Origin of the sequence: Streptomyces monticola, assembly GCF_042665355.1 — a bacterium.
Classification (GTDB): Bacteria; Actinomycetota; Actinomycetes; order Streptomycetales; family Streptomycetaceae; genus Streptomyces; species Streptomyces monticola.
Map to the genome: position 1 here is coordinate 166,748 of NZ_JBHTCF010000009.1, position 22,805 is coordinate 189,552.

Genomic DNA, 22,805 nt, shown 5'->3' on the forward strand with positions numbered 1-22,805 from the left:
GCGCCAGGGGCGATCCGGCCGCCGCTCCATGTGCGGGGCACGGTGCAGCCGATGTGCGGGGCACGGTGCAGCCGATGTGCGGGGCACGGTGCAGCCGATGTACGCGTCACGGTGTACGCGTGGCCCGGCCGGTGCCGACGGCGCGCGAGGGCCCGGCGGCGTGCTGCCACCGGGCCCTCGACCCGGCAGCAGCGCGCCACCGGGCCCTCGCGCCAAGGGTGTTCAGGATCCGCCCACTGCGGCCTTCACCCGCACCGGCGGGATCTCGGAGGCGACCGCCAGGGCGTTGTGCCGCTCCTCCCAGGTGGCGAGCGCCATCGCGCAGGCGTGGTCGACATGGCGCAGACCGCTGAGGTCTATGTGCAGCTCACGGTCGGTGGGCAGCGCCTCCAGGGAGTCGAGGAGCTTGGGCAGGCGCAGGAAGGTGGCGTTGCCGAGCACCCGTACCCGAAGGGGAGCACGGACACAGGCAGACCCGCCGACTCCGGCGACCTCGACCGAGCCTTCGACGACCTCCACATGCACATGGGAGATTTCCCAGGCCGTCTTCGCGACCGCGAGCAGCAGGCCGAGCAGCACTCCCTCGAAGAGGTTGCCGACCACGACGGCGACCGCGGTGATCACCAGGATGGCCAGCTCGCCCCGGTGCTCGCGCCACAGCGGGCCGAGGTCCTTCCAGGGGATGAGCTTGAACCCGGCGTGCACCAGGACGCCCGCCAGAGCGGCGACCGGGATGACGCCGAGCGCGGCGGGGAAGGCGGCCGCGAAGACGAGCAGCCACACGCCGTGCAGCACACGGGACGCCCTGGTCTTGGCGCCCGCCTGCACATTGGCCGCGCTGCGGACGATCACGGCGGTCATCGGCAGGGCTCCGAGGACACCGCAGACGGCGTTGCCCGCGCCCTGGGCGATGAGCTCCTTGTCGTAGTCGGTACGCGGCCCCTTGTGCAGGCGGTCCACCGCCGCCGCGCTGAACAGCGACTCGGCGGAGGCGATCAGCGCGAACGCGATGACGGTGCCGATCATGCCGACCTCGAGGAGGCCGCTGAACTCGCTGCCGCCGGGCGGCTGGATGGCCGCGATCAGCCCCTGCACCTCCACGCGCGCGACGGGCAGGCTGAAGGCGGCGACGGCCACGGTGGCGCCGGCGACCGCGACGAGCGGCGCGGGCACGATCCGTGCGGCGGCCTTCCAGCGCGGCCACACCACCAGGACCACGATCGTGCCGACGCCGATGCCGAGCGCGGCCAGCGCCTTGTCCGAGGCGAGGATGTCGGAGACGAGGCCCGGCAGTCCGGCCAGCTTGTCGAGGCCGCTGCTGGGGGCCTTCAGATCGGCGAGCGCGTACACCTGCCCGGCGATCAGGACGAGACCGATACCGGCGAGCATGCCCTGGACGACGGCCACGGAGATGGCCCGGAACCAGCGGCCGAGGCGCAGCGCGCCCATCGCCACCTGCAGCAGCCCGGCACAGAGCACGAGCACGCCGAGCGCGGCCAGGCCATAGCGCTCGACCGCCTCGTACACGAGCACGGTGAGGCCCGCCGCGGGCCCGCTGACCTGGAGTGAACTGCCCGGCAGGAAACCGGTGAGGAGGCCTCCGACGATGCCGGTGATGAGGCCGAGTTCGGCGGGCACGCCGGAGGCGACGGCGACGCCGACACAGAGGGGGACGGCGACCAGGAAGACCACGAGGGAGGCCGTCACGTCCTGCCGGATGGTGCCGCGGGTGCCACGGCCGTCGCCCTTGGAGGCGCCGGTATCGGCGCCGGGTGCGGTTGCAGACATGCTGGTGGTTCCCTTCACAGCGGCAGGAAGGCGTCGGCCGACGCGTCGTGCTCCATGACGAGGCCGGTGTCTATCGCGTAGTACCAGCCGTGCAGTCGCAGCTCGCCGGCCGCGAGCCGCTCGCTCACACAGGGGTACTGCCGCAGCCGCTCGAGCTGGGTCTTGACGTGGCTCTGCACGGAGGCGGCCACATGAGCGGCGTCGTCGACGCCGTCCGCGGGGGCCTCGCCCACGGGCAGGTGCGGCAGCTGCCGGTCGAGCCAGCCGGCCACCGCGGGCACGGCGGCGAGGTCGTCGCCGTGGACGCGCGCCCGTACCGCACCGCAGTGCGAGTGGCCGCAGACCACGATGTCCGGTACGCGCAGCACACTGACCGCGTACTCGATGGTGGCGGCCTCGCCGCTGGCGCTCTCGGCGGCGCCGTAGTCCGGCACCGCGTTGCCCGCGGTGCGCAGTTCGAAGAGCTGGCCCGGCTCCGCCCCGGTGAACAGGGAGGGGATCACCCGGGAGTCGGAGCAGGTGATGAACAGGGCTTCGGGCGACTGGCCCTGGGCCAGCCTGCCGAAGCGTTCGCGCTCCTCCCCCGTGGCGGCGATCCGGCCGGGGAAGCGACGGGCGTGGTCGATGAACGAATGCATGAGGGTTCCTCCAGACGCCCCGCACAAGGCAGTTCAGGCAAGGGGGTACCGCGGAAGGTGCCCTGCCGGATGTGCCCGCGCGAGACGGGTGGTCGGTCGCTGCGCTGCGTACGGATCACTACAAAGGTTGTCCGGCGTCGGTGGAGAGACGCTGGAGCTGCCTTCGTCCCGTATCAGCAGCGGAAGATCTGCAGGAGTACCTGACGCTCGCCCGGTCTCGGCGGCACGGCCTCGGTCGTGCACCGGGGCACTGCCGGTGCGCTCGCGGCGCGGCCGGACGGGAGGACGGCGCCGCACAGGTCGCCGGACTCCGGTTGGGGGGCGGGGGCGGCGACCGAGGCGCGGGTGGCGCGGCGGTGCCTGCAGTCGTCGAAGGGGCCCCGGTGGTCGCCGGGCACGGAGACGGCGGCCTGCGGCCTGGCATCCGGGACTTGGGGCGGCGTGGAGGCCGCAGAGGCCGCAGCGGATGCTGTGGAGGCCGCAGCGGGCGCTGTGGAGGGCGCGGCTTGCGGCTCCGGTGCGGCGGCCGCGACCGGGGCGGGATCGCCCGCCCTGGTCTCCCCGCCGGGATGGGCCGCGGCGGTGTCCGTGGCGAGCACGAAGGCGAGCAGGGTGCACAGGGCGGCGATCAGCGTGCCGAACACCTCACGGTGTCTGCCGCGCATCTCGACCTCCCTGCCACTGACGTAGGTTCACCCGGTCCACGGCATACGCCGTGCACGCCGCGAGCGGCACTTGCGCCGCAGGGCGATGATCACCATTGTGCCCAAGACCTGTGCCCAGTTTGCGCGTTGCTGTGTGAATGATGGGTTAACGCGGGGGCGCAGTGTGGCTGGATTCACCCTGGTCAGTGCCGCGCGTGAGCCTTACTTGCGGCGCCTGCGCCCTTTGCGCCCCGGCTGCTCTCCGGGCGCGCCCCGCCTCGCAGACCGAGTCCGGCGGCGGCCACGAGGAGGGCGCCCAGCATCAGGAACGGCGCCGCGGCGCCCGCGACACCCGCGACCAGACCGGCCGACGCGGGCGCGGCGACCTGGCCGAGCCGGTTACCGGTCAGGCGCAGTGCGAGCGCGGTCGACTTGGACTCGGCGGGGGCGGCCTGGACGACGGTCGTCATGGACAGCGGCTGGCCCACGCCGAGGCAGAAGCCGAGCACGGCGAGCATGGCGGCGAGGCCCCACACCGGCACCGGCAGGGCGATGCCCGCACACAGCAGACCACCGAGCAGGCAGGTGATCACGAGCAGGGCGCTGCGGCCGACGATCCGGATCATCGGGGTCATCACCAGGCGGCAGGCGATGGTGGCGGCTGCCCGCAGGCTGAGCAGCAGTCCGACGGTGGCCGGTGCGATACCGCGGTGCTCGCCGACGACGGGCAGATAGGCGGTGAGGATGTCGGTGGCCGACAGGACGGCGAGGCTGATGAAGATGCCCGCGGGTACGCCGCGGGTGCGCAGGATGCGGTGGACGGGGACCTTGGCGCCTTGCGCGGTACGGGACTTGGCGGCCGTGCGGTGCTCGATGCGCCACAGCGAGGTGAGGGCGACGGCGGCGACGGCCGCGGCGACGATCAGGGCGAGCGCGCTGGTGCGTGTCATCGCTCCGTTCCGCTCGGAGATCACGTATCCGGCGGCGATCGGGCCGATGAGCTGACCGAGCGAGGCGCCGATCGTGAAATGGCCGAAATTGCGGTCCTGTTCGGCGGGCGCGGACTGGCGGGCGACGAGCGACTGGGCGCCGATCACGAAGCAGAGATGGCCGAGGCCCATGACACCGCTCCACGCGGCCATGGCGGCAAGCGAGCCGGCGATGCCGCTGAGCGCGCAGCCGCCGGAGATGAGGATCACGCCGACGGGGAGCAGGGGCGCGCACCTGCCGTGGTCGGTCCTGCGCCCCAGGGGTACGGCGGCGAACAGCGGGAGCAGCGCGTACACACCGGCGATCACGCCGATCGCGCGTTCGTCGGCGCCAAGGGCGAGGGCCCGGTAGGAGACGGCGGGCCGCGCCATCGACACCGCCCCCTGCGCGAAGCTGAAGGCGATGACGAGGCGCAGCAGCCATGTCCTGCCGGGCCCTGAACCGTCTTTCCCCATCGGTCAGATGATCCCGAAGAGAAGTCCCGCGCACAGCACCACGAGCGAGGTGAGTGCGGCCCATTTGACGGTGAACTTGGTGTGGTCGCCGAATTCGACCTTGGCCATGCCGACGAGGACGTACACGGCGGGCACCAGCGGGCTCGACATGTGCAGGGCCTGGCCGACGAGGGAGGCGCGGGCGATCTCGACGGGCGCGATGCCGTGGGCGGCGCCGGCTTCGGCGAGCACCGGGACGATCCCGAAGTAGAAGCCGTCGTTCGACATGAAGTAGGTCAGCGGGATGGAGAGCAGGCCGGTGACCAGGCCCATGTGCGGGCCCATGCCGTCGGGGATGGCGGAGACCAGCCACTTGGCCATGTGGTCGACCATGCCGGTGCCCTGCAGGACGCCGGTGAAGACGGCGGCGGCGAAGACCATGCCGGAGACGTTCAGGACGTTCTCGGCATGGGCGCCGATCCGGGCCTTCTGGTCGGGCATGTGCGGGAAGTTGATGGTGAGGGCGAGGGCCGCACCGAGCAGGAACAGCACCGGGATCGGCAGCACCTCCATGATCATCGCGGTGAGGAGCGCGACGGTCAGCAGGGCGTTGAACCAGTACAGCTTGGGGCGCAGGGTGGGCCGGTCGGGGTCGAGGCCCTGGAAGCCCTCGTCGTCGCCGTCGCCGTCCTTGGCGCTTTCCGCGCCGTCTGCCGTGGGGACGGCGGAACCGCCGCCCGCGGCCGGGGACTTGTCCGTACGACCGCCGCCGCCCTTGCGGCCCTTGCGGCCGTCCTTGGTGCCGCCCTTGCCGCCGCCCGCGCCGACGAGGACGGTCTCGGACTCCGGCTCCTTGTCGAGCACGTCGTCGAGGGTGAGCACGCCGAGGCGCTTGCGCTCACGGACGCCGAGGACGTACGCGAGGAAGAAGACGGCGAGCAGACCCACGGCGAGTGCGGGGATCATCGGCACGAAGATGTCGCTGGCGTCCAGCTTGAGCGCGGTCGCGGCGCGGGCGGTCGGACCGCCCCAAGGCAGCGTGTTCATCACGCCGTTGGCGGTGGCGGCGACACCCGTCATGACGACCAGGCTCATCTTGAGGCGCTTGTAGAGCGGGTACATCGCCGAGACGGTGATCATGAAGGTGGTCGAGCCGTCGCCGTCGAGCGAGACGATCGCGGCGAGCACGGCGGTGCCGACGACGATCCGCATCGGGTCGGCCTTGCAGAACCGCAGGATGCCTCGGACGATCGGATCGAAGAGACCGACGTCGATCATCACGCCGAAGTAGACGATCGCGAACATCAGCATCGCCGCGGTGGGCGCGAGATCGGTGACACCTTCGAGGACGTAGTCCCCGAGCTTCGCTCCTTGTCCGACGAAGACGCAGAAGAGCGCGGGGATCAGCACCAGTGCCGCTATCGGCGACATCTTCTTCATCATGATCAGGACCAGGAAGGTCGCAATCATGGCGAAGCCAAGGATGGTCAGCATTTGGGTACCTAACGTTCGCCCTTGAACTCCCACCAGGGCCGGCGGTTCGCAAGACGTTAGGTCGGGTCAGTCAGCGTTAACAAGATGTTGACACGCGAGCAATAAGCGCAAAACTCCAGGTCACAGGGTTGCATCAGGGGTTTCGCGCGCTGCGGCGACGACCGGCGCCAGGAGCACGGGAACGGCGTTGAGTACGGCGGTGCCCGAGAGCGGGTCCAGGAGCGTGCCGTCGAGGAGCTGGTTGGTGTTCACGCCCGGGGTGGCCGCGGCGACCGAGAGGCGGGTGCCGGGACGGTCGTGGCCCCAGCCGTGCGGCAGGCTCACCACACCGCCGCGCATGGTGTCGGTGACCTCCGCGGGGGCCTCGATCTCTCCCCCGGCGCCCTTGATGCGTACGGCCGCGCCGTCGGTGATGCCGAGCCGCCCGGCGTCCTCGGGGTGGATCTGCAGGGTGCAGCGGTTGGAGCCGCGGTTGAGGGCGGGCACGTTGTGCAGCCAGCTGTTGTTGGAGCGCAGATGGCGGCGGCCCACCAGGACGAACCCGTCGACGTCGCGGTCGAGCGCGCCGCGCAGCCGGTCCAGATCGCCGGCGACCGGAGCGGGAAGCAGCTCGATCCGGCCGCTGCGGGTCTTGAGCAGCTGCGGAATCCGGGGCTCCAGCGGACCCAGGTCGATGCCGTGCGGGTGTGCGAGCAGCCGGTCCAGGGTGAGGCCTTCGGGGTCGGTGCCGAATCCGTCGCCATAGGGGCCGAGACGCAGCATCATGTCGAGCCGCCGCTCGGCACCGGTGTCGCCGGTGAGCCGCCCGGCGAGGTCCTTGGGGTCACGTCCGTGCACGCGCGCGTGCGGATCGGCGACGGCCTTGCCGAGGGAGCGCCCGATGACCATGTCGTCCACGGTCTCCGGGGGCAGGCCGTGCATGCCGGAGACGGCGAGGACCAGCCGGGCGAGGATCTCGCTCTCGTCCATCCGGCCCGCCTCCAGGGGGACGGCGGAGCGGGTGTAGCGGACCTGGTTGCGGATGGCCAGGGCGTTGAACGCGAAGTCGTAGTGCGCGCTCTGGGAGGGCGGCGGCGGAGGCAGCACCACGTGCGCGTGCCGCGAGGTCTCATTGAGGTACGGGTCGACGCCGACCATGAAGTCCAGGCTCGCGAGGGCCCGGTCGAGGCGATCGCCGTCCGGCGCGGAGAGCACCGGGTTGGCAGCGACGGCGATCACCGCGCGGATCCGGCCCTCGCCCGGGGTGTCGATCTCCTCGGCGAGCGCGGCGGTCGGCAGCTCGCTCTTGGCCTCCGGATGGCCGCTGACCCGGCTCTTCCAGCGGCCGAGCGCGAAGCCCTTGCCGGGGGCCGCGGGTCGCGGGGCACGGTCGGTGGCGGAGAGCGGGAAGAGGGCGCCGCCCGGCCGGTCGAGGTTGCCGGTCAGGACGTTCAGGACGTCGACGAGCCAGCAGGCGAGGGTGCCGAACTCGACGGCGCTGGCGCCGATACGGCCGTAGACGGCTGCGGTGGGTGCGGCGGCGAGCTCCCTGGCGAGGGTCCGGATTTCGGCGGCCGGGATGTCGCAGGCCCGCTCGACCGCGTCGGGCCCAAACCCGGCCACCGCGTCCCGCACTTCGGCCACGCCCTCGACGTACGGTTCGAGGCCGCCGAGAGAAACCAGGCGCTCCTCGAAGAGGACATGCACGAGCGCGGCGAGCAGCAGGGCGTCGGTACCGGGGCGGATCGCAAGATGGCGGTCGGCGAGCTGCGCGGTGCGGGTGCGGCGCGGGTCGACGACGGTGAGGGTGCCGCCGCGCTTGCGCAGCGCCTTGAGCCGGCCGGGGAAGTCGGGGGCGGTGCACAGACTGCCGTTGGACTCCAGGGGGTTGGCGCCGAGGAGCAGCAGGTGGTCGGTGCGGTCGAGGTCGGGCACGGGGATGGCGAGGGGGTCGCCGAAGAGCAGCCCGCTGGAGACATGCTTGGGCATCTGGTCGAGGGTGCTCGCGGTGAAGAGGTTCCGGGAGCCGAGCGTGCTCATCAGCACCGGCGGATAGAGGGCGCCCGCCATGGTGTGGACGTTGGGGTTGCCGAGCACCATCCCGACGGCGTCCGGTCCGTGCTCCTCGACCAGGGGGCGCAGGCCCGCGGCGACCGCGTCGAACGCCTCGTCCCAGCTTGCCTGCCGGAGCTCGCCGTCCTTGCGTACGAGCGGGCGCGTCAGCCGGTCCGGATCGGCGTCGAGCTCGCCGAACGCGGCGCCCTTGGGGCAGATGAAGCCGCGGCTGAAGACATCGTCCCGGTCGCCGCGCGCGCCGGTGACGCGCGTGCCCTCGATGGTGAGGGTGAGACCGCAGGTGGCTTCGCAGAGAGGGCAGACCCGCTGAGCGGTGCGGAAGTGGTGCGCGGAACGGGAGTTACTGGACACGGGCCCTCCCTGGGGCGGCGGCAGCAGTGACGCGCAGGCGGGGCTGAGCATACCGACCGGTACGCATGGAGGGGAGACAGTGGCGGCACCGACTTGCCTGCCGGTGGCCTCTCCGCGGTTGGCGGCGCACACCCCGCGACCGGCCTCAGTCGAAGGTGCGGGCCAGATACGCGTGCAGCAGTTCCCGGGTCTCGGCGACAAGGTCCGGGTCGCCCGACGGGTCGCTGCGGAAGGCCAGTTGGAGCAGGGCGTCCGCGGCTTCCACGCTGACCTGCAGGGAGCGGCGCAGACGGTCGTCGAGGGGCCGGCCGAGGTGCCCGGAGAGAAGCGCGCCGAGCCGGTCGGCGACCAGGTGGTTGGCGTCCGCGTCCTGCGCCGGTACCCCGAAGTCGACCAGGGCGAAGCCGGGCACGGTGCGCTTCATGGCGAGGTACTCGTCGAGGGCGGCGTCCACGGCGGCCCGCCAGTCGTCCTGCGGGACTTCGGCGATCCGCACCGTGATCCGCTGGGCGTACCGGTCGAGGTTGCGCTGCGCGAGCGCGTCGGCCATGGCGCGCTTGTTGGTGAAGAAACGGTAGACGGATCCGATGGGCACGCCCGCACGGTCGGCGACGGCGCGGGTGCTCAGGCCCTCGTAGCCCGCCTCGTCGAGGAGCGCGGCGCACGCGTCGAGTATCCGGGTGAGGCGCTCGGCGCTGCGCCGCTGCACGGGCTCGCGACGCAGGTTGCTCTTGCTCGGCTGGGAGTGGGGTCGGGACACGGGCTCCATCATGCCTTCGCCTCTCGGCAGGGGTCGTGGGCACGGTGTACGGATGTACGGACGTACGGGTGACGGGTGGGCGGCGGTCACCGGGGCACGGAGTCTGCGGGGCATGAGGGCTCCGGGTCACGGCGCCTCGGTCACCGGGCCGCGAGGCCACCGGGCCACGAGGCCACCGGGCCACGAGGTCACGCGAGCAGCAGGCTCAGGCCTCCGATCGTGTACGTGATCATCAGCGCGAGCAGCGGGAGTTGGCCCGCCACGGCCCGTGCGGGCGGGAAGAGGCGCACCGAGCGGTCGTGCGCCGCGACGACGCCCAGGACATGGCCGGTGACGATGGCGAGGACCTGCAGCACCGCGAGCCCGCCCGGACTCAGCGGTGACAGCGGCGCGGGGGGATTGTCAGTGCCGGCTGCCACCATGACTGTGCGTGGCCCTTCCGTCACGAAGAGGGTGAAGTAGTGGGCGATGAGATAGCCGACGGCGATCGGCACGAGTGAGTGCGCGAAAGCGGTGAGGGGGTGCGGGAGCCGGCCGGAGACGGCGCGTGCGGCGAAGGCGCACAGGCCGTAGACGGCGGCGACAAGCGCGGTGACGCCGAGGAGCCCGAGGGTGCCGGTGGCGGTCCGGCCGAGCGATGAGGTCTGGAGGGTGTCGATCCAGGACGGGGCGTCGGAGAGACCGTCGTAGGCGGTGGATCCGAGCATGACGGACACGGTGGCGACGAGACCGGGGGCGGGCTCGGTCGCGTCGAGACCGTGGAAGGGGTTGCGCAGGACGAGCCGCCCGTCCCTGCGGCGGCCCAGGGGGGCGAGAGCGCCGATGAGCCGGGAGTAGACCTCGAAGGCGTCGCCCCGTGTGAACCACCGCTCGCCGAAGCGGGCGGCGGCGGTGAGGTGCACGGCGGCGTAGCCGATGAGGAAGCACAGGAGGGTGGTGGACGACGCGGGCTCTGGGGCGGCCAGTTCGAGCCAGGTGAAGACGAGCAGTCCCGCCGCCGCGGGCCACAGGCCGAGACGCGGTGGCACCGGACGACCCGCGCCGGGGTCACGGCGGGCGGCGCGGCAGGCCAGAAGGTGCACGGTGCGCAGCGGGTTGAGCCGTGGCCACACCGGTCCGAGCAGCAGAGAGGAGGGGACGAGACCGACCCAGAAGAGTACGTGGACGGTGCCGGGGGCCGGATTGCGCTCCGGATCGTCGGGGCCGAGGAGGAGGTGCAGGAGGACGAACAGAGCGGCGGCCAGGCCGAGTCCGCGAAGGACCAGGCGGGTGACGCGGGCGTCGGCGGCGCGCTGGACGGCGAGCGGCAGCGCCGCCCCTGAGCGGTCGCCGCGGAAGCGGGAGACGGACCAGAGCAGCCCGAGCGCGAGGAAGGAGACGAAGAGCGCGGCGAAGGCACCGGCGAAGGCGTAGAAGGGGGAGATCGGCAGATCGTGCTGGGAGCCGATGCCGTGGGCGAGTTGGCGTATCCGTCCCGGGGAGTGGGCCGTCACCGCACCACCAGCTGGGTCAGGACGAGGCCCGAGCCATGGGTCTCGACCTCGAAGAGTCCGGTGCGGTCCGCGGTGAAGGTGAGCGTGCCCGGCTCTCCCGCGCGTAGCGCCGCCTCCTTGTCGTAGCCGTGGACGTGCAGGGTGTCGGTGCGGTCGCTGGTGACCTTCAGGCGGACGCGGTCGCCCTGGTCCAACTCCACGCGTCCGGGCGGGGGTTGGACCCTGCCGTCGGTGACGGTCACGGTGACGGTGCGGTCGACGGCACCGCCCTGCTCCGGGTCCGCCCGCCCCGCACCCGAGCCGGAGTCCGTACCCGAGCCGGAGCCCTCACCCGAGCCTGAGCCCGCGTCCGAACCGGAGCCCGCCCCCGCAGCCGCCCCTGATTCCGCTCCCGAGTCCGTGAGGTCGGCCGTGGACTCCACCGCCTTGCCGTCGACCGCCCAGACGGTGTGGTCGTCGGCGTGGAGCCGGGCCGTGAGGCGGTGGGTGCCGCGGGGGACCAGATTCCCGGGGAGGTGGTACCAAGTGCCGTACAGCCGGGCGATCTTGTGGCCGTCCAGATAGAGATACGCGTGGCCGCTGCCGGGCAGGGCCGCTCCGCCCACGCTGTCGGGGGTGAAGCGGAAGTTCCGTACGGCCAGGCGGACGTTCCAGCCGTCCTCGGCGTCGGGGCGCAGGCTCAACCCGACGTCCGGGGCGCCCTGTTCGTCGACCTGCCGGTAGCGGTGGCCGCTCTCGTCCTTGCGCTTGAGCAGTTCGCCGACCGGGCCGTCGGCCTGCTCGTGGCCGGTGCCCGGCTTGTGGTGGGTGGTGGGGCGGTCGGTGCAGCCGGTGGCGGTGGCGAGCAGCGCGAGCAGGACGACGGCCGCCGCCGGGATGCCGCGCCTCACGCGGGTGTCCCCTCGGCGGCGTCCACCGGGGGTTCTGGCGCACGCCCCGACTGCGACGGCTCCCGGCCTGCCCGAGCGCCCCGGCGGGCCGAGGCCGTCACCGCCCACACCACCCAGACCAGGCCGAGCAGTGCGCGCAGCCAGGCCGGGCCGAGCGGGATCCAGGGGATCATGACGACCGCCTTGTCGAAGGCGTCGAGCAGCGTGAGGGCGCCGAGGGCGACCGTCACCCAGGCAAGCCCTGGACGAGCGTGCCGCAGGGCCAGACCGATGACCACCCACCAGTAGGCGAGCAGCACCAGAGCGAGGGCCGGGACATAGGAGGAGGCGAGGCCCGTGGTCGCGCCCGCCACATCGAGGCCCAGGCCGACGAGCCCCACGGCCGAGGCCACCGTGGCCCACCGGTCGCGGCGGAGCCGGCGCCACCACAGGCCCGCCCCCGCCAGGGCGAGCACGGCGGCGACGGCGAGGGCGATCTGCACCTCGACACGTTCGGCACCTTGGGCGCCGTACCAGTCGCAGCCGGCCGGAAGGCGTCGTGCGCGCACGTCGTAGTCGGCACAGACCAGCAGATGGGCGAGTTTGGCGGGCTCCCCCACCAGGCGGTCCGAGCCGCCGGAGACCTCGCCGCGCCGCTCTCCGCAGGACGGCAGGGCGCGCGGCGAGGACGGTCCGGTGTCCGGCTGCCAGCAGTTGGCCTCGCCCTGGCCGTCCCACCACACGTCGGTGGCGTTGGGGCGGGCGCGGCCCTGCTTGTCCTCGCCGAGGCGGTTGCCCGCGTACCGGTTGTGGTGGGAGGTGTCGGCCTGCTTCGACCAGGCGGACTCGCCGCGGATGAAGGCCGGGACGGCGCTCAGGAAGAAGGCGGCGCGGTCATGGCCGTAGATCCGGTTGTTCTCGTAGATGTTCCAGTTCCCGCCCGCGGTGATGATCCCGGTGCCGGGCGGCATGGAGATCTGCGGGCAGACGACACCGCGCTCGTAGCCGCGCTCGATGGGCGGCTTGGCGCAGGTGCCGTCGGCGACATGGCGGTAGTAGTCCTGGTTGTTGTCATGGATGTCGTTGCCCTCGAACTTGGCGTGGTTCTGCGGCAGTCCGGGGTGGCCGGGGAAGGCGGAGTCCATGGAGGCGCCGCCCATGTTGTGGTCGAACTCGTTGTCGTGGACCCATACGGAGTCGCCGGCGGTGCCGGAGTAGCCCACCATGTTGTGGTGGCTGCGGCAGCCGGTGATCTCGATGGAGTAGCGCGGGACTTCATAGCCACGGCCGTTGTTGATGTCGGAGGCGCTGCCCGGGTAGATGCCGGAGTCCCCGTTGCCGTAGGACTCGCAGTTCTTGTAGAGCCCGTGGTCGCTGGCGAAGGTGAGGAAGCCGTACTCGTCGTTCCAGCGGGTCAGGACGTCGTCGATGACGAAGCCGTCGCCCGCGAGGACATAGAGCGAGTTGAACGTGGTGCGCTGGGCGGTGAAGTTCTTGAAGTAGATGCCGTCGCTGCCGTCCGCGCGGAGCGCGTTGAGCTTGCCGTACCCGGCGTCGAAGATCACGTCGGTGCGGGTGGCGCCCGTGCCCTCGATCTGCAGATTCTTCTTGCCGATGATCGCGACCAGGTTCTGGTTGTGCGGGCAGCGCTTCTGCTGGGCGTACGACAGGATCTGGTAACCGAGCGCGGAATCGGGCGCCTTGAGCCGGGCGCAGGCCCCGGTGGGCTTGGGCCGCGAGGGCTCCTCCTCGTAGCGGCCCGGCAGGACCGCGATGGTCATGCCGGGCCGGTCGACGGCGTCGACGGCCTGCTGCAGATGGCGGTGACCCTGGTCGAGGCAGCGGTCGAAGAGCTTCAGGTTCCGCTTGCGCAGGGGTTCGGGGAACCCCGATATCCGGCGCTCGAACGCGTCCCGGTCGCTCTTGCAGACCAGCAGATCCGGCTCGCCCTCGCGGTACTCGGGCACGCTGCCCGAGCCATCGGGGAAGGAGACCGGGCGCTCCTCATGGGCCAGGGCCGGGGAGGCGGGGACGAGCACGGCGGCGAACAGCGCGAGCACGGCAAGGAACCTGCGGGTCCATGACATGCGCGTGAGAGTAGAGCATTGTTCACTTTCTGGTAGCCCCCGTGCACGAGAAATCCTCGGCGGCTACGGCTACGGCTACGGCTGCGGCTACCGGTCCCGACAATCCCGGCCCCGGCCCTGACCCAGGCCCCGGCTCCACCCGCGGCCCAGGCTCCGGCCCGAATCTCGCGCCGGATTCGCCCAGTTGATCTCCCGCGCGCTCGCCCAGGGGGTCCGCGGAGCCGTCCGCCGCCGTTCCCGGCACGTAGAGGCCCCCGACACAGAACGGGTCGACAAGTGCATAGATGAAGGGATCATTCATAGGTCGATCGTGCATATGCCCGCGCCATTCGCGCGAGCGGGATTGGGCAGTTCGGAGGCACGGGCGCCCACCGAACGAGACGCACCGCGACCGGACCTGGCAGCCGTGCCGTTGACGGACCACCGCCGGAATCCTACGGTTATCCATAGGATTCCAGGATTCCTTCGGCAGCGGGGAGCGCACATGAGCGGCACCGAGCAGGCGCGCAAGACGGCGGAGGGGCTCGACTACCTCTCCGGCTTCGGCAACGAGCACAGCAGCGAGGCCGTCCCCGGCGCCCTTCCGCACGGCCGCAACTCACCTCAGCGCGCCCCGCTCGGTCTCTACGCCGAGCAGTTGAGCGGCAGCGCCTTCACCGAGCCGCGCGCCCACAACCGCCGCTCCTGGCTGTACCGGATCCGCCCGTCCGCCGCGCACCCGGCGTTCACGCGCACGGACAACGGCGCGATCCGCACGGCCCCCTTCACCGACGCGGTGCCCGACCCCAACCGGCTGCGCTGGAACCCGCTGCCGCAGCCGGCCCCCGGCACCGATTTCCTCGCCGGCCTGTGGACCCTCGGCGGCAACGGCGACGCGGCCCAGCGCACCGGTATGGCCGTGCACCTCTACCACGCCAACTCCTCGATGGAACGGCGGGTGTTCAGCGACGCCGACGGTGAGCTCCTGGTCGTGCCCGAGCTCGGCGCCCTGCTGATCCGTACCGAACTCGGCCTCCTGCACGCCGCGCCGGGCGAGGTGGCGCTGATCCCGCGCGGGGTGCGCTTCCGTGTGGAACTGCTCGACGAGAGCGCCCGCGGCTATGTCTGCGAGAACTACGGCGCGCCCTTCCAGCTCCCCGACCTGGGCCCGATCGGCGCCAACGGCCTGGCGAACGCACGGGACTTCCGCGCCCCCGTCGCGGCGTACGAGGACATCGATGGGCCCGGGGGCGAGGTGGAGGTGGTCAACAAGTTCTGCGGCAACCTCTGGACCGCGACCTACGACCACTCTCCGCTCGACGTCGTGGCCTGGCACGGCAATCACGTCCCGTACGTCTACGACCTGCGCCGCTTCAATGTCCTCGGCTCGATCTCGTACGACCACCCGGACCCGTCGATCTTCACGGTGCTGACCTCCCCCTCCGACACCCCGGGTCTCGCGGGCGTGGACTTCGTGGTGTTCGCGCCGCGCTGGCTGGTGGGCGAGGACACATTCCGGCCGCCGTACTTCCACCGCAACGTGATGAGCGAGTACATGGGCCTGATCGAGGGGGCCTACGACGCGAAGGCCGAGGGCTTCGTACCGGGCGGCGGCTCGCTGCACAACATGATGTCGGCGCACGGCCCGGACCGGGAGACCTTCGAGCGCGCGAGCGCCGCCGAGCTGAAGCCGCAGAAGATCGACGACGGGCTTGCGTTTATGTTCGAGACACGCTGGCCGGTCGCGCTCGCTCCCCAGGCGGCGGAGGCCGACCACCTGCAGACGCGCTATGACGATGTATGGCAGGGTCTCCAGCGTCATTTCCGGTCGTAGACCGGTCCGTCGTGTCCGGTCGCAGACCGATCGTTCGTGTCCGGTCGACGGCCGATCGGACACTTCCGGTCGTCAGACGGAGCAGAACCATTCGTCAGCATTCGTCAGACGGAGCAGATCCATACGGAGCGGAGCAGCCGTGACCGCCTTTGCCCCGGACTCGATCGTCCTGAACCGCAAGCTGCCGCTGTGGTACCAGGTGTCGCAGTCGCTGCGCGCCTCGATACTGGGCCGCTCGCCGGACGCACCGCTGCGCCTCCCCACCGAGGAGCAGCTCGCCCTGCACTACGGCGTGAGCGTGCTGACCATGCGGCAGGCGCTCAAGGAACTCGAGGACGAGGGGCTGATCAGCCGGCACCGCAGACGGGGCACCTTCATCGAGCCGAGCGCCGAACGGGGCGCGCCCGTGCGGCTGCTCGGCTCGGTGGACGCGATCGTGGCGCAGCAGTCCGGGATGCGCGCCGAGCTCCTCGACCACGGCAGCTCCCCGGTGCCCGCGGACATCTCCGAATTCTTCCCCGACTGCGCGGAAGTGGCGACGTACCACCGGCTGCGCAGCGACGAGAAGACCGGTGAGCCGACCAACCACGCGCGCAATTACGTCCGTCCGGATGTCGCCGCCCTGGTCGAGCCCGCCGATCTGGAGCGCTGGCCGATGACGAAGGTGCTGCGGGACGTGGTCCGGGTGCGGATCAGCCGTATCACGGACACCGTGGAGGCGCGGCTCGCGGACCCGGAGACGGCGGCGCTGCTCCAAGTGCCCCTGCTCAGCCCGATCCTGCACTACACCGGCGTCACCTATGACGAGGACGGCCGGGTTCTCGACGTCGCCCGGATCCACTACCGCGGCGACCGCTTCTCGTTCACGGTCACCCTGGACGCACATTGAGCACACCGTACGATTCTCTGCGTGACGTACGAGGATGCGCCGCTGCTCGATGACCTGCTGCCGTGGTCGGTCGCGCCGCTGCGGCTCGGCCGCTCCTGGCCCATGGCACCGGACGCGGCGTCCCTGAAGGCACGGTGGGCGGCGTTCGTGCGGTCCGAGGGCGCCGAGCGCGAGGCGTTGCTGCGGCCCAGCAGGTCGCGGACGCTGACCAGTTCCGTCGCCGCGCTGCCCGGCCAGTCGGGCGGTACGGGACGTCTGGCTGCCGAGTCGGGTCCGTGCCCGGAGCCGGTGCGGGTGCTGCACGGGCCGTTCGACGAGCAGTGGCTGATTCCCGACCACCGGCTGATCGACTCGGCCCGCCCCGAACTGTGGCGGGTGGCCGGTCCGCAGCAGCTCTTCCTGGTCGAGCCGGGCCATGTCCCGGATGCGAGCGGCCCCGCTCTGGTCGCCACCGCGCTCCTTCCCGACGGCCGCTCCCCCGCCGGGCGCCCCGGCCGGATCCGCCCGCTCTACCGCCGCCCCGGCGGCGAGGAGCCGAACACCGCCCCCGGCCTGCTCGAACTGCTCGGCCGGCGCTTCGGCCAGGACGTCACGGCCGAGGCGCTGCTCACCTGGACCCTCGCCGCCGCCCGGCGCACCGCAGCGGGCTGCCGGGTGCCGCTGCCCGCGGACCCCGACATCTGGGCGCACGGCGTGGAGCTCGGGCATCGCATTCTGTGGCTGCATCTGCGGACCGGCGAGCGCCCCAAGCTGCCCGGCGGGCGCCGCCCTTACGTCCGTGCGGCGCTCCCGGCCCGCCCCGGCGAGCTGCTCTACGACCGCGAGGAGGAGGCCCTGCACCTGGGTGACGGGCTGATCTCCCCGGTGCCGCCGGCGGCGTGGGACTTCCATGTGAGCGGAGTCCGGGTCCTGGAGCTGTGGTTCGAGCGGCGCTCGGGCGCCGGGCAGGCCGAGGGCCTGGACGCGCTCCGGCCCTCGTCCTGGCCCCAGGCGTGGACGTCGGAGCTGCTTGAGCTGATCACGGTACTGGCGCTGCTCGCCGAAGTGCGCCCGCGCCAGGAGGAGTTGGCGCAGGCGGCGGCCGCAGGCCCGGTCACCGCCGGGGAGCTGCGCTCGGCCGGGGTGCTTCCGGTACCGGCCGCCGCGCGTCGCCCCGCGTCGGTCCTCGACCACCACGAAGAGGGCCCCGGCGGTCAGTTCGCCCTGCTCTGAGCCGTCAGTTCGGGGCGCTCCCGGCCTCACCGTCCGCCGCGTCCCTGTGCAGCCGCCCTCGTGCGACGAGTTCGAGGACCACGGCGACCGCCACCGCCTGTACCGCCATCAGCGCGACCAGGACGAACAGCTGGACCGCGCCCGCCTGCACGGGCGAGGCGCCGCCGAGGAGCATTCCGACGAAGGCGCCCGGCAGGGTGACCAGGCCGACCGTGCGGGTCTGGTCGAGGCCCGGGAGCAGGGCGTCGGACGCGGCGGGGCGCGCGATCAGGAGGCGGGCGTCGGGGTCGGTCAGGCCGAGCGCCATGGCGGCCTCCACCTCGCCCTTGCGGGTGTGCAGTTCGTCGAGGGCGCGGCGCCCGGCCAGTACGGTCACGGTGAGCGCACCGCCGATGAGGATTCCGGTGACCGGGATCAGGGCGATGCCCTTGAGCGGTACGAGCCCGGTGAGCAGCAGTGCGACCACCACGGGCGCGACGCCGGCGCCGATCGGCAGGGCCGCCCACCACCAGGTGCCGTTGGCGGTGATCCGGCGCCCCGCGGTGCGGGCCGCGACGGCGTACATGAGGACCAGAAAGCCGAGCAGCAGAGGTACGAAGCGCACCACCCAGCCGATCAGCAGGGAGACGGCGGCCAGTTGGGCCGTGGCCCGGACCCCGGCGACGGCGATCTCCCGTGCGCGGCCGCGGCCCTCGTCGGGCGTGAGACGGGCCACGGCGGCGACCGTCGCGGCGACGACGAGCAGCACGGCGAGCACCGCGCCCAGGGTGAGGTTGACGGGGAGCAGGGCGGCAGCGGAGGACACGGTGGCCGTGGCGGCGTACGCGAGCACGCGGCAACCCTAGCCAGCCGCCCGTGGGCCGCGTCCGCTACCCGAACCCGCCGAGGATCCGCTCGATGGCCCGCTCGAAGGCCTCCTCCGCATCCGGCGGCGGAGGCCCCTCGGTGAACAGGGCGGCCAGGTGCGGATACTCACCGCCCGCGAGCCGGCGCCTCAAGTACGCGCCCCGCACCGCCTGTTCCTGCTCCTCGGTCCACGGCAGGGAGCGGCTGCGCTCGGCCATGGCCAGCTCATTGGCGACGGACATCATCGCCGTGCCGTTGACCATCGCGATCAGCTCCATCTTGGTGCCGCCGGGCGCGTCGAGGCTCTCCAGGCAGCCCAGGCAGTGCTCCAGGAAGCGCAGGGCGTTGGGGCTCGATCCGTAGACCGAGGACATGACGCGGGTGAGCCAGGCGTGGCGGTGCAGGAGGGCGCGGGCCTGGCGGGCGATGCCGCGCATATCGGCGCGCCAGTCGCCGCTGGGCGGCGCGGTCAGGTCGTACTCGCCGCTGACCTCGTCGACCATCAGCTCGTACAGGTCTTCCTTGCGCGGCACGTAGTTGTAGAGCGACATCGTGCCGCAGCCGAGCTCGCCCGCGACGCGGCGCATGGAGACCGCGTCGAGACCGTCGGCGTCGGCGATCCGCACGGCAGCCGCCGCGATGTCACCCCTGGTGTACGCGGGTTTCGGGCCGCGTCCCGTGCGCTCGGGGCGCGCCCAGATCACTTCGGGTTCGGCCGCTCGGCCCGCCATTGATCATCACCTCGCCACCATCCTAGTTACGTACAGCGTACGTAGTGCTGGTACGGTGTGCCGTATGACTTCTACGTACGCTGTACTTAGTGAGGGTCTGGAGAAGCGCTTCGGCGAGGTCCACGCCCTGCGCGGCCTCGATCTCGCGGTTCCGGAGGGCTCGGTGTGCGGTCTGCTCGGGCCGAACGGAGCGGGCAAGACGACCGCGGTCCGGGTGCTGACGACGCTGCTCGCGCCGGACGCGGGCAGTGCGCGCGTGGCCGGGCACGACCTGGTGCGCGAGGCCGGCGAGGTCCGCCGCCATATCGGCGTCACCGGGCAGTACGCCTCCGTCGACGGGGATCTGACCGGCGCCGAGAATCTGCGCCTGTTCGCGAGGATCCTGCGCGCGCCGCGCACCCGGGCCGCCGAACTCCTGGACCGCTTCGACCTGGTGGCCGCCGCCGACCGACCGGCACGTACCTACTCGGGCGGGATGCGGCGCCGCCTCGACCTCGCCGCGAGCCTGATCACCCGGCCCCGCGTGCTGTTCCTGGACGAGCCGACCACCGGGCTCGACCCGCACAGCCGCAATGAGATCTGGGCCGCGGTGAGGGAGCTGACCCACGAGGGGACGACCGTCGTGCTGACCACCCAGTACCTCGAAGAGGCCGATCAGCTGGCCGACGACATCGTCCTGATCGACGAGGGCCGGGCCGCGCACCGCGGTACGCCCGCCGAGCTCAAGGCCGCGATCGGCAGCTACGCGCAGGCGGTCGTCACCGATGCCTCCGCCCTGCCCGCCGCGGCCGCGGTCCTCGACCGCCTCACCGGCGCGGAGCCGGTGCTCGACCCGGAAAGCCGTACGGCCGCCGCCGTCTGCCTCGACCCGACGATCACGCTGCCGCGCCTGGTGCGTGAACTCGACGCGGCGGGCGTGCCGTTGGCCGACGTGACGCTTCGCCCGCCCACTCTCGACGAGGTGTTCCTGCGCCTCACCGCACGCAAGGAGACGATTTCCGCATGAGCGCCCTCGCCCACGACACCTCCGCCGTGTTCGGCCGGCATCTGCTGCGCATCCGGCACGCGCCCGCCATCACCGTCATGACACAGACGATGCCGATCGTCTTCCTGCTGTTCTTCGGGTACGTCTTCGGCTCCGCGGTCGCCATGCCGGGCACCGACTACCGCGCCTTCCTGGTGCCCGGTCTCCTGGTCGCGACCGCCGCGGGCGGCCTGATGAACGGGATGTTCGCCTCCGCCCAGGACTCCCACCGCGGCGTCATGGACCGCTTCCGCACCCTGCCGATGAGCCGGGCCGCGGTACCCGTGGGACAGGCCATGGCGGATCTCCTCGTCTCGGCCGTCGGGATGGTGCCGCTGCTGCTCGTGGGGCTCGCCATGGGCTGGCGGATCGAGGGCTCCGCGCTTCAGGCGCTCGGCGCCTTCGGACTGTTGCTGCTGTTCCGGTTCGCCGCTACCTGGGTCGGGATCCTGCTCGGCCTCGCCTCGCAGAGCGAGGAGGCAGCCGGACAGCTGGGCAGCGCCACCTTCATGCTGCCGCTGCTGTCCAACGCGTACATCCCCACCGGCAATCTGCCGTCCTGGCTGCGCACGGTCGCCGAATGGAATCCGATCAGCGCGGTGACGACCGCGGTGCGCGACCTGTTCGGCAACGCGCCCGTACCCGAGGGCGCGGCCTGGCCGGTCGCGCATCCGCTGGCGGGATCACTCGCCTGGTGCGCGGTCCTGATCGCGGTGTTCGCACCACTCGCCGTCCGACGGTACGCGGCCGCCGGCCGGTAGGCACAGTCCGGCCGTCGGTGGACACAGCCCCCGACGGCTACTTCTGCGGGGCCAGTTCGGGTCCGAGCGAGGCGAACTTCTCCTGCGAGACCACCCGCTTCGGGGGCCAGGTGATGTTCTCCGGCGGCCACTTCTGGCCGGTCTTCTTCAGGAACCAGGCGGGCGGCTCGTACATCGGCGGCTCATAGCCGGCCGGCAGCGCCGTCTTCCATTCCACTCCCTTCGTACGCTCCGTGAACTCGTCCTTGACCGCCTTCAGCCGCTCGGGCCGGGTCACGAGGTCGAGGGCCGTGGCGGCCAGATAGCGGGCCGCGGCGAGTACCGCCGCCTGTCCGGGCGCCGCCGCCGCGCAGGCCGCCGTGGACCAGGTGTGCATCTTGGTGCCGATGGGTGCGAGGGCCGCGCCCATCGACACGGTCGGTACGTTCCAGCTGATGTCGGCGACATCGGTGGAGCCGCCGCCCATGAACACCGGGTTGGGCGGGGTGAGTTCACCGATCGTGTCGTGCATGCCCTTGGCGGGCAGGCCGAGGGACTCCTGCAGCTCCTTGGCCAGCTTGTGGGCGTCGTCGGTGAATTCGGGCGGACCGATCTGCCGCATGTTCTCGTGCAGGAGCTCGGCGAAGGCCTTGGCGGGCAGCTGGTTCCAGCAGGCGGCCGTGACGCGGTGGCTCACCTTGGTCTGCGAGGCCTTCGCCGCGGCTTCGGCGACGGCGATCACCTTGTCGAGCAGGACCTGGACGCGGGCGGGGCTGCCTTCGCGTACGTAGTAGGAGATCTCGGCGATCTCCGGGGTGACGTTGGGGATGTCGCCGCCGTTGTTGATCACCCAGTGCAGACGGCCGCTCGGCGCCAGGTTCTCCTCGCGCAGGAACTCCGACATGGTCGCCATCATCACGGCGGCGTCCAGGGCCGACTTGTTGCCGAGCGGGGTGCCGCCGTGACCCGCGACGCCGAGGAATGTGAAGGTGACGGCCGTCATCGCGGTGGTGGTGCCCCAGCCGGTGGCGTTGGCCGTGGAGGGGTGCCAGTCGAGGAACGCGTCAAGACCGTCGTACACCCCCTTGGACACGGCATACGTCTTGCCGATCAAGGTCTCCTCGGCCGTGGAGCCGAAGAACTTCACGGTCACGGGCAGCTGGTGCTTCTTCGCCGCCTGCGCCACGGCGGCCGCGGCGGCGGCCGCGGCCGTGCCGAGCGCACTGTGCCCGCAGCCGTGGCCCGGCCCGTAGCCCGGCGCGAACGGATCGTGCACATACTCCTGCGGGTCGTGATGGCCCACGCCCTTCTTCTGGGACAGTCCGGGCAGCGCGTCGTACTCACCGCTGAAGCCGATCGCGGGACCGCCCGAGCCCTGGGTGTACGTGGCGGTGAACGCGGTGGGGAAGCCCGCGGTGCCGAACTCGACGCGGAATCCGGCCCGTTCGAGGAACTCCGCCTGCGCGAGCGAGGACTTCCACTCGCGCAGGGACAGCTCGGCGTTCTCCCATATCTCGGCGTTCAGGCCGGTCACCCGGGTGGAGTTCGCGCCGATCCAGGCGAGCGCGGTCTTCTTCGCGGGGCTGTCGTCGGCCAGGCCTTCGGGTGCCTTGTACGCACCGTCTGCACCGTCCGCCGCCGTCTCGTCGGCGGCGGCCGCCATCGCGGGATCGGTCTCGGCGGTCATGGCGGCCGCGGTCACTCCGGCGGCACCGAGCAGCTGCATCACACGTCTGCGGCTCAGCGAGGGGTGGCCGCCTGCGGCGGATCCATGCTCGTGCTCATGCTGATCGTGCAGGTCACACACGCGGGCCTCCGGGGGTGAGGGCGGGTGGCGAAGATGGGTGTAACAGGCAAGCGACAACGGGAACGATCAGCACCCTGGACCCCACAAGTTGCTTCGTCAACATCCGGGGATGACAAAGGCGTTACACGGGGTTCAGGATC

At 71.8% G+C, this 22,805-nt stretch carries 18 protein-coding genes; 5 read left to right on the forward strand and 13 right to left on the reverse strand.

What is annotated here, in order from left to right:
• Positions 1-222 precede the first annotated feature (222 nt).
• From ACFQVC_RS22010 to ACFQVC_RS22055, 10 genes are all read right to left on the reverse strand, one after another.
• On the reverse strand, positions 223-1,788 hold the full coding sequence (locus ACFQVC_RS22010; protein WP_381832798.1) for a SulP family inorganic anion transporter: 1,566 nt from the start codon (positions 1,786-1,788) through the stop codon (positions 223-225).
• Positions 1,789-1,802: 14 nt separating this feature from the next.
• The gene (locus ACFQVC_RS22015; RefSeq protein WP_381832801.1) at positions 1,803-2,426 is read right to left on the reverse strand and encodes a carbonic anhydrase; all 624 of its coding nucleotides are present in this window, start codon (positions 2,424-2,426) and stop codon (positions 1,803-1,805) included.
• 173 nt (positions 2,427-2,599) lie between these two features.
• Complete coding sequence (locus ACFQVC_RS22020) at positions 2,600-3,091, reverse strand: hypothetical protein (protein ID WP_381832804.1); 492 nt, start codon at positions 3,089-3,091, stop codon at positions 2,600-2,602.
• Positions 3,092-3,273: 182 nt separating this feature from the next.
• Positions 3,274-4,515 (reverse strand): MFS transporter, encoded by a 1,242-nt coding sequence (locus tag ACFQVC_RS22025; RefSeq protein WP_381832807.1) that lies wholly within the window; start codon positions 4,513-4,515, stop codon positions 3,274-3,276.
• Between the two features lie 3 nt (positions 4,516-4,518).
• A complete protein-coding gene (locus ACFQVC_RS22030) occupies positions 4,519-5,988 on the reverse strand; it encodes a CitMHS family transporter (RefSeq protein WP_381832810.1) in 1,470 nt (489 codons plus the stop codon).
• A gap of 120 nt (positions 5,989-6,108) precedes the next feature.
• Positions 6,109-8,394, reverse strand: a complete 2,286-nt coding sequence (locus ACFQVC_RS22035; RefSeq protein WP_381832813.1) for a molybdopterin oxidoreductase family protein — start codon at positions 8,392-8,394, stop codon at positions 6,109-6,111.
• A gap of 145 nt (positions 8,395-8,539) precedes the next feature.
• Positions 8,540-9,163 (reverse strand): TetR/AcrR family transcriptional regulator, encoded by a 624-nt coding sequence (locus ACFQVC_RS22040; RefSeq protein WP_381833160.1) that lies wholly within the window; start codon positions 9,161-9,163, stop codon positions 8,540-8,542.
• 179 nt (positions 9,164-9,342) lie between these two features.
• Complete coding sequence (locus ACFQVC_RS22045) at positions 9,343-10,647, reverse strand: hypothetical protein (RefSeq protein ID WP_381832816.1); 1,305 nt, start codon at positions 10,645-10,647, stop codon at positions 9,343-9,345.
• Positions 10,644-11,537, reverse strand: coding sequence for a cupredoxin domain-containing protein (locus ACFQVC_RS22050; protein WP_381832819.1), 894 nt, complete (start codon positions 11,535-11,537; stop codon positions 10,644-10,646). Before ACFQVC_RS22050 ends, ACFQVC_RS22045 begins: the two co-directional genes overlap by 4 nt.
• Positions 11,534-13,603 (reverse strand): right-handed parallel beta-helix repeat-containing protein, encoded by a 2,070-nt coding sequence (locus ACFQVC_RS22055; RefSeq protein ID WP_381832822.1) that lies wholly within the window; start codon positions 13,601-13,603, stop codon positions 11,534-11,536. The genes ACFQVC_RS22050 and ACFQVC_RS22055 overlap by 4 nt, the downstream gene beginning before the upstream one ends.
• Before the next feature lie 484 nt (positions 13,604-14,087).
• On the opposite strand from ACFQVC_RS22055, the gene hmgA reads away from it, so the two are divergent.
• The 3 genes from hmgA to ACFQVC_RS22070 all read left to right on the forward strand — a co-directional run bounded on the left by hmgA (position 14,088) and on the right by ACFQVC_RS22070 (position 17,517).
• Positions 14,088-15,416 carry a homogentisate 1,2-dioxygenase gene (hmgA, locus tag ACFQVC_RS22060; protein WP_381832825.1) on the forward strand — a complete coding sequence of 443 codons (1,329 nt, stop codon included), beginning with the start codon at positions 14,088-14,090 and terminating at the stop codon, positions 15,414-15,416.
• A gap of 139 nt (positions 15,417-15,555) precedes the next feature.
• The gene (locus ACFQVC_RS22065; protein ID WP_381832828.1) at positions 15,556-16,305 is read left to right on the forward strand and encodes a GntR family transcriptional regulator; all 750 of its coding nucleotides are present in this window, start codon (positions 15,556-15,558) and stop codon (positions 16,303-16,305) included.
• A gap of 12 nt (positions 16,306-16,317) precedes the next feature.
• Positions 16,318-17,517 carry a type ISP restriction/modification enzyme gene (locus ACFQVC_RS22070; protein ID WP_381833163.1) on the forward strand — a complete coding sequence of 400 codons (1,200 nt, stop codon included), beginning with the start codon at positions 16,318-16,320 and terminating at the stop codon, positions 17,515-17,517.
• Positions 17,518-17,521: 4 nt separating this feature from the next.
• Here ACFQVC_RS22070 and ACFQVC_RS22075 read toward each other — a convergent pair whose 3' ends face one another.
• On the reverse strand, positions 17,522-18,349 hold the full coding sequence (locus tag ACFQVC_RS22075; protein WP_381832831.1) for an ABC transporter permease: 828 nt from the start codon (positions 18,347-18,349) through the stop codon (positions 17,522-17,524).
• A 37-nt stretch (positions 18,350-18,386) separates the two neighbouring features.
• Positions 18,387-19,094, reverse strand: coding sequence for a TetR/AcrR family transcriptional regulator (locus tag ACFQVC_RS22080; RefSeq protein WP_381832835.1), 708 nt, complete (start codon positions 19,092-19,094; stop codon positions 18,387-18,389).
• Positions 19,095-19,158: 64 nt separating this feature from the next.
• Here ACFQVC_RS22080 and ACFQVC_RS22085 point away from each other — a divergent pair, with 64 nt between their 5' ends.
• Together ACFQVC_RS22085 and ACFQVC_RS22090 are read left to right on the forward strand one after the other, a co-directional pair.
• A complete protein-coding gene (locus ACFQVC_RS22085) occupies positions 19,159-20,100 on the forward strand; it encodes an ATP-binding cassette domain-containing protein (RefSeq protein WP_381832838.1) in 942 nt (313 codons plus the stop codon).
• A complete protein-coding gene (locus tag ACFQVC_RS22090; RefSeq protein ID WP_381832840.1) occupies positions 20,097-20,879 on the forward strand; it encodes an ABC transporter permease in 783 nt (260 codons plus the stop codon). The genes ACFQVC_RS22085 and ACFQVC_RS22090 overlap by 4 nt, the downstream gene beginning before the upstream one ends.
• A gap of 37 nt (positions 20,880-20,916) precedes the next feature.
• Here the strand turns inward: ACFQVC_RS22090 and ACFQVC_RS22095 are convergent, their stop codons facing one another.
• Entirely contained in the window at positions 20,917-22,665 is a 1,749-nt protein-coding gene (locus ACFQVC_RS22095; protein WP_381832843.1) for an amidohydrolase, read from the reverse strand.
• Between the last annotated feature and the right edge of the window lie 140 nt (positions 22,666-22,805).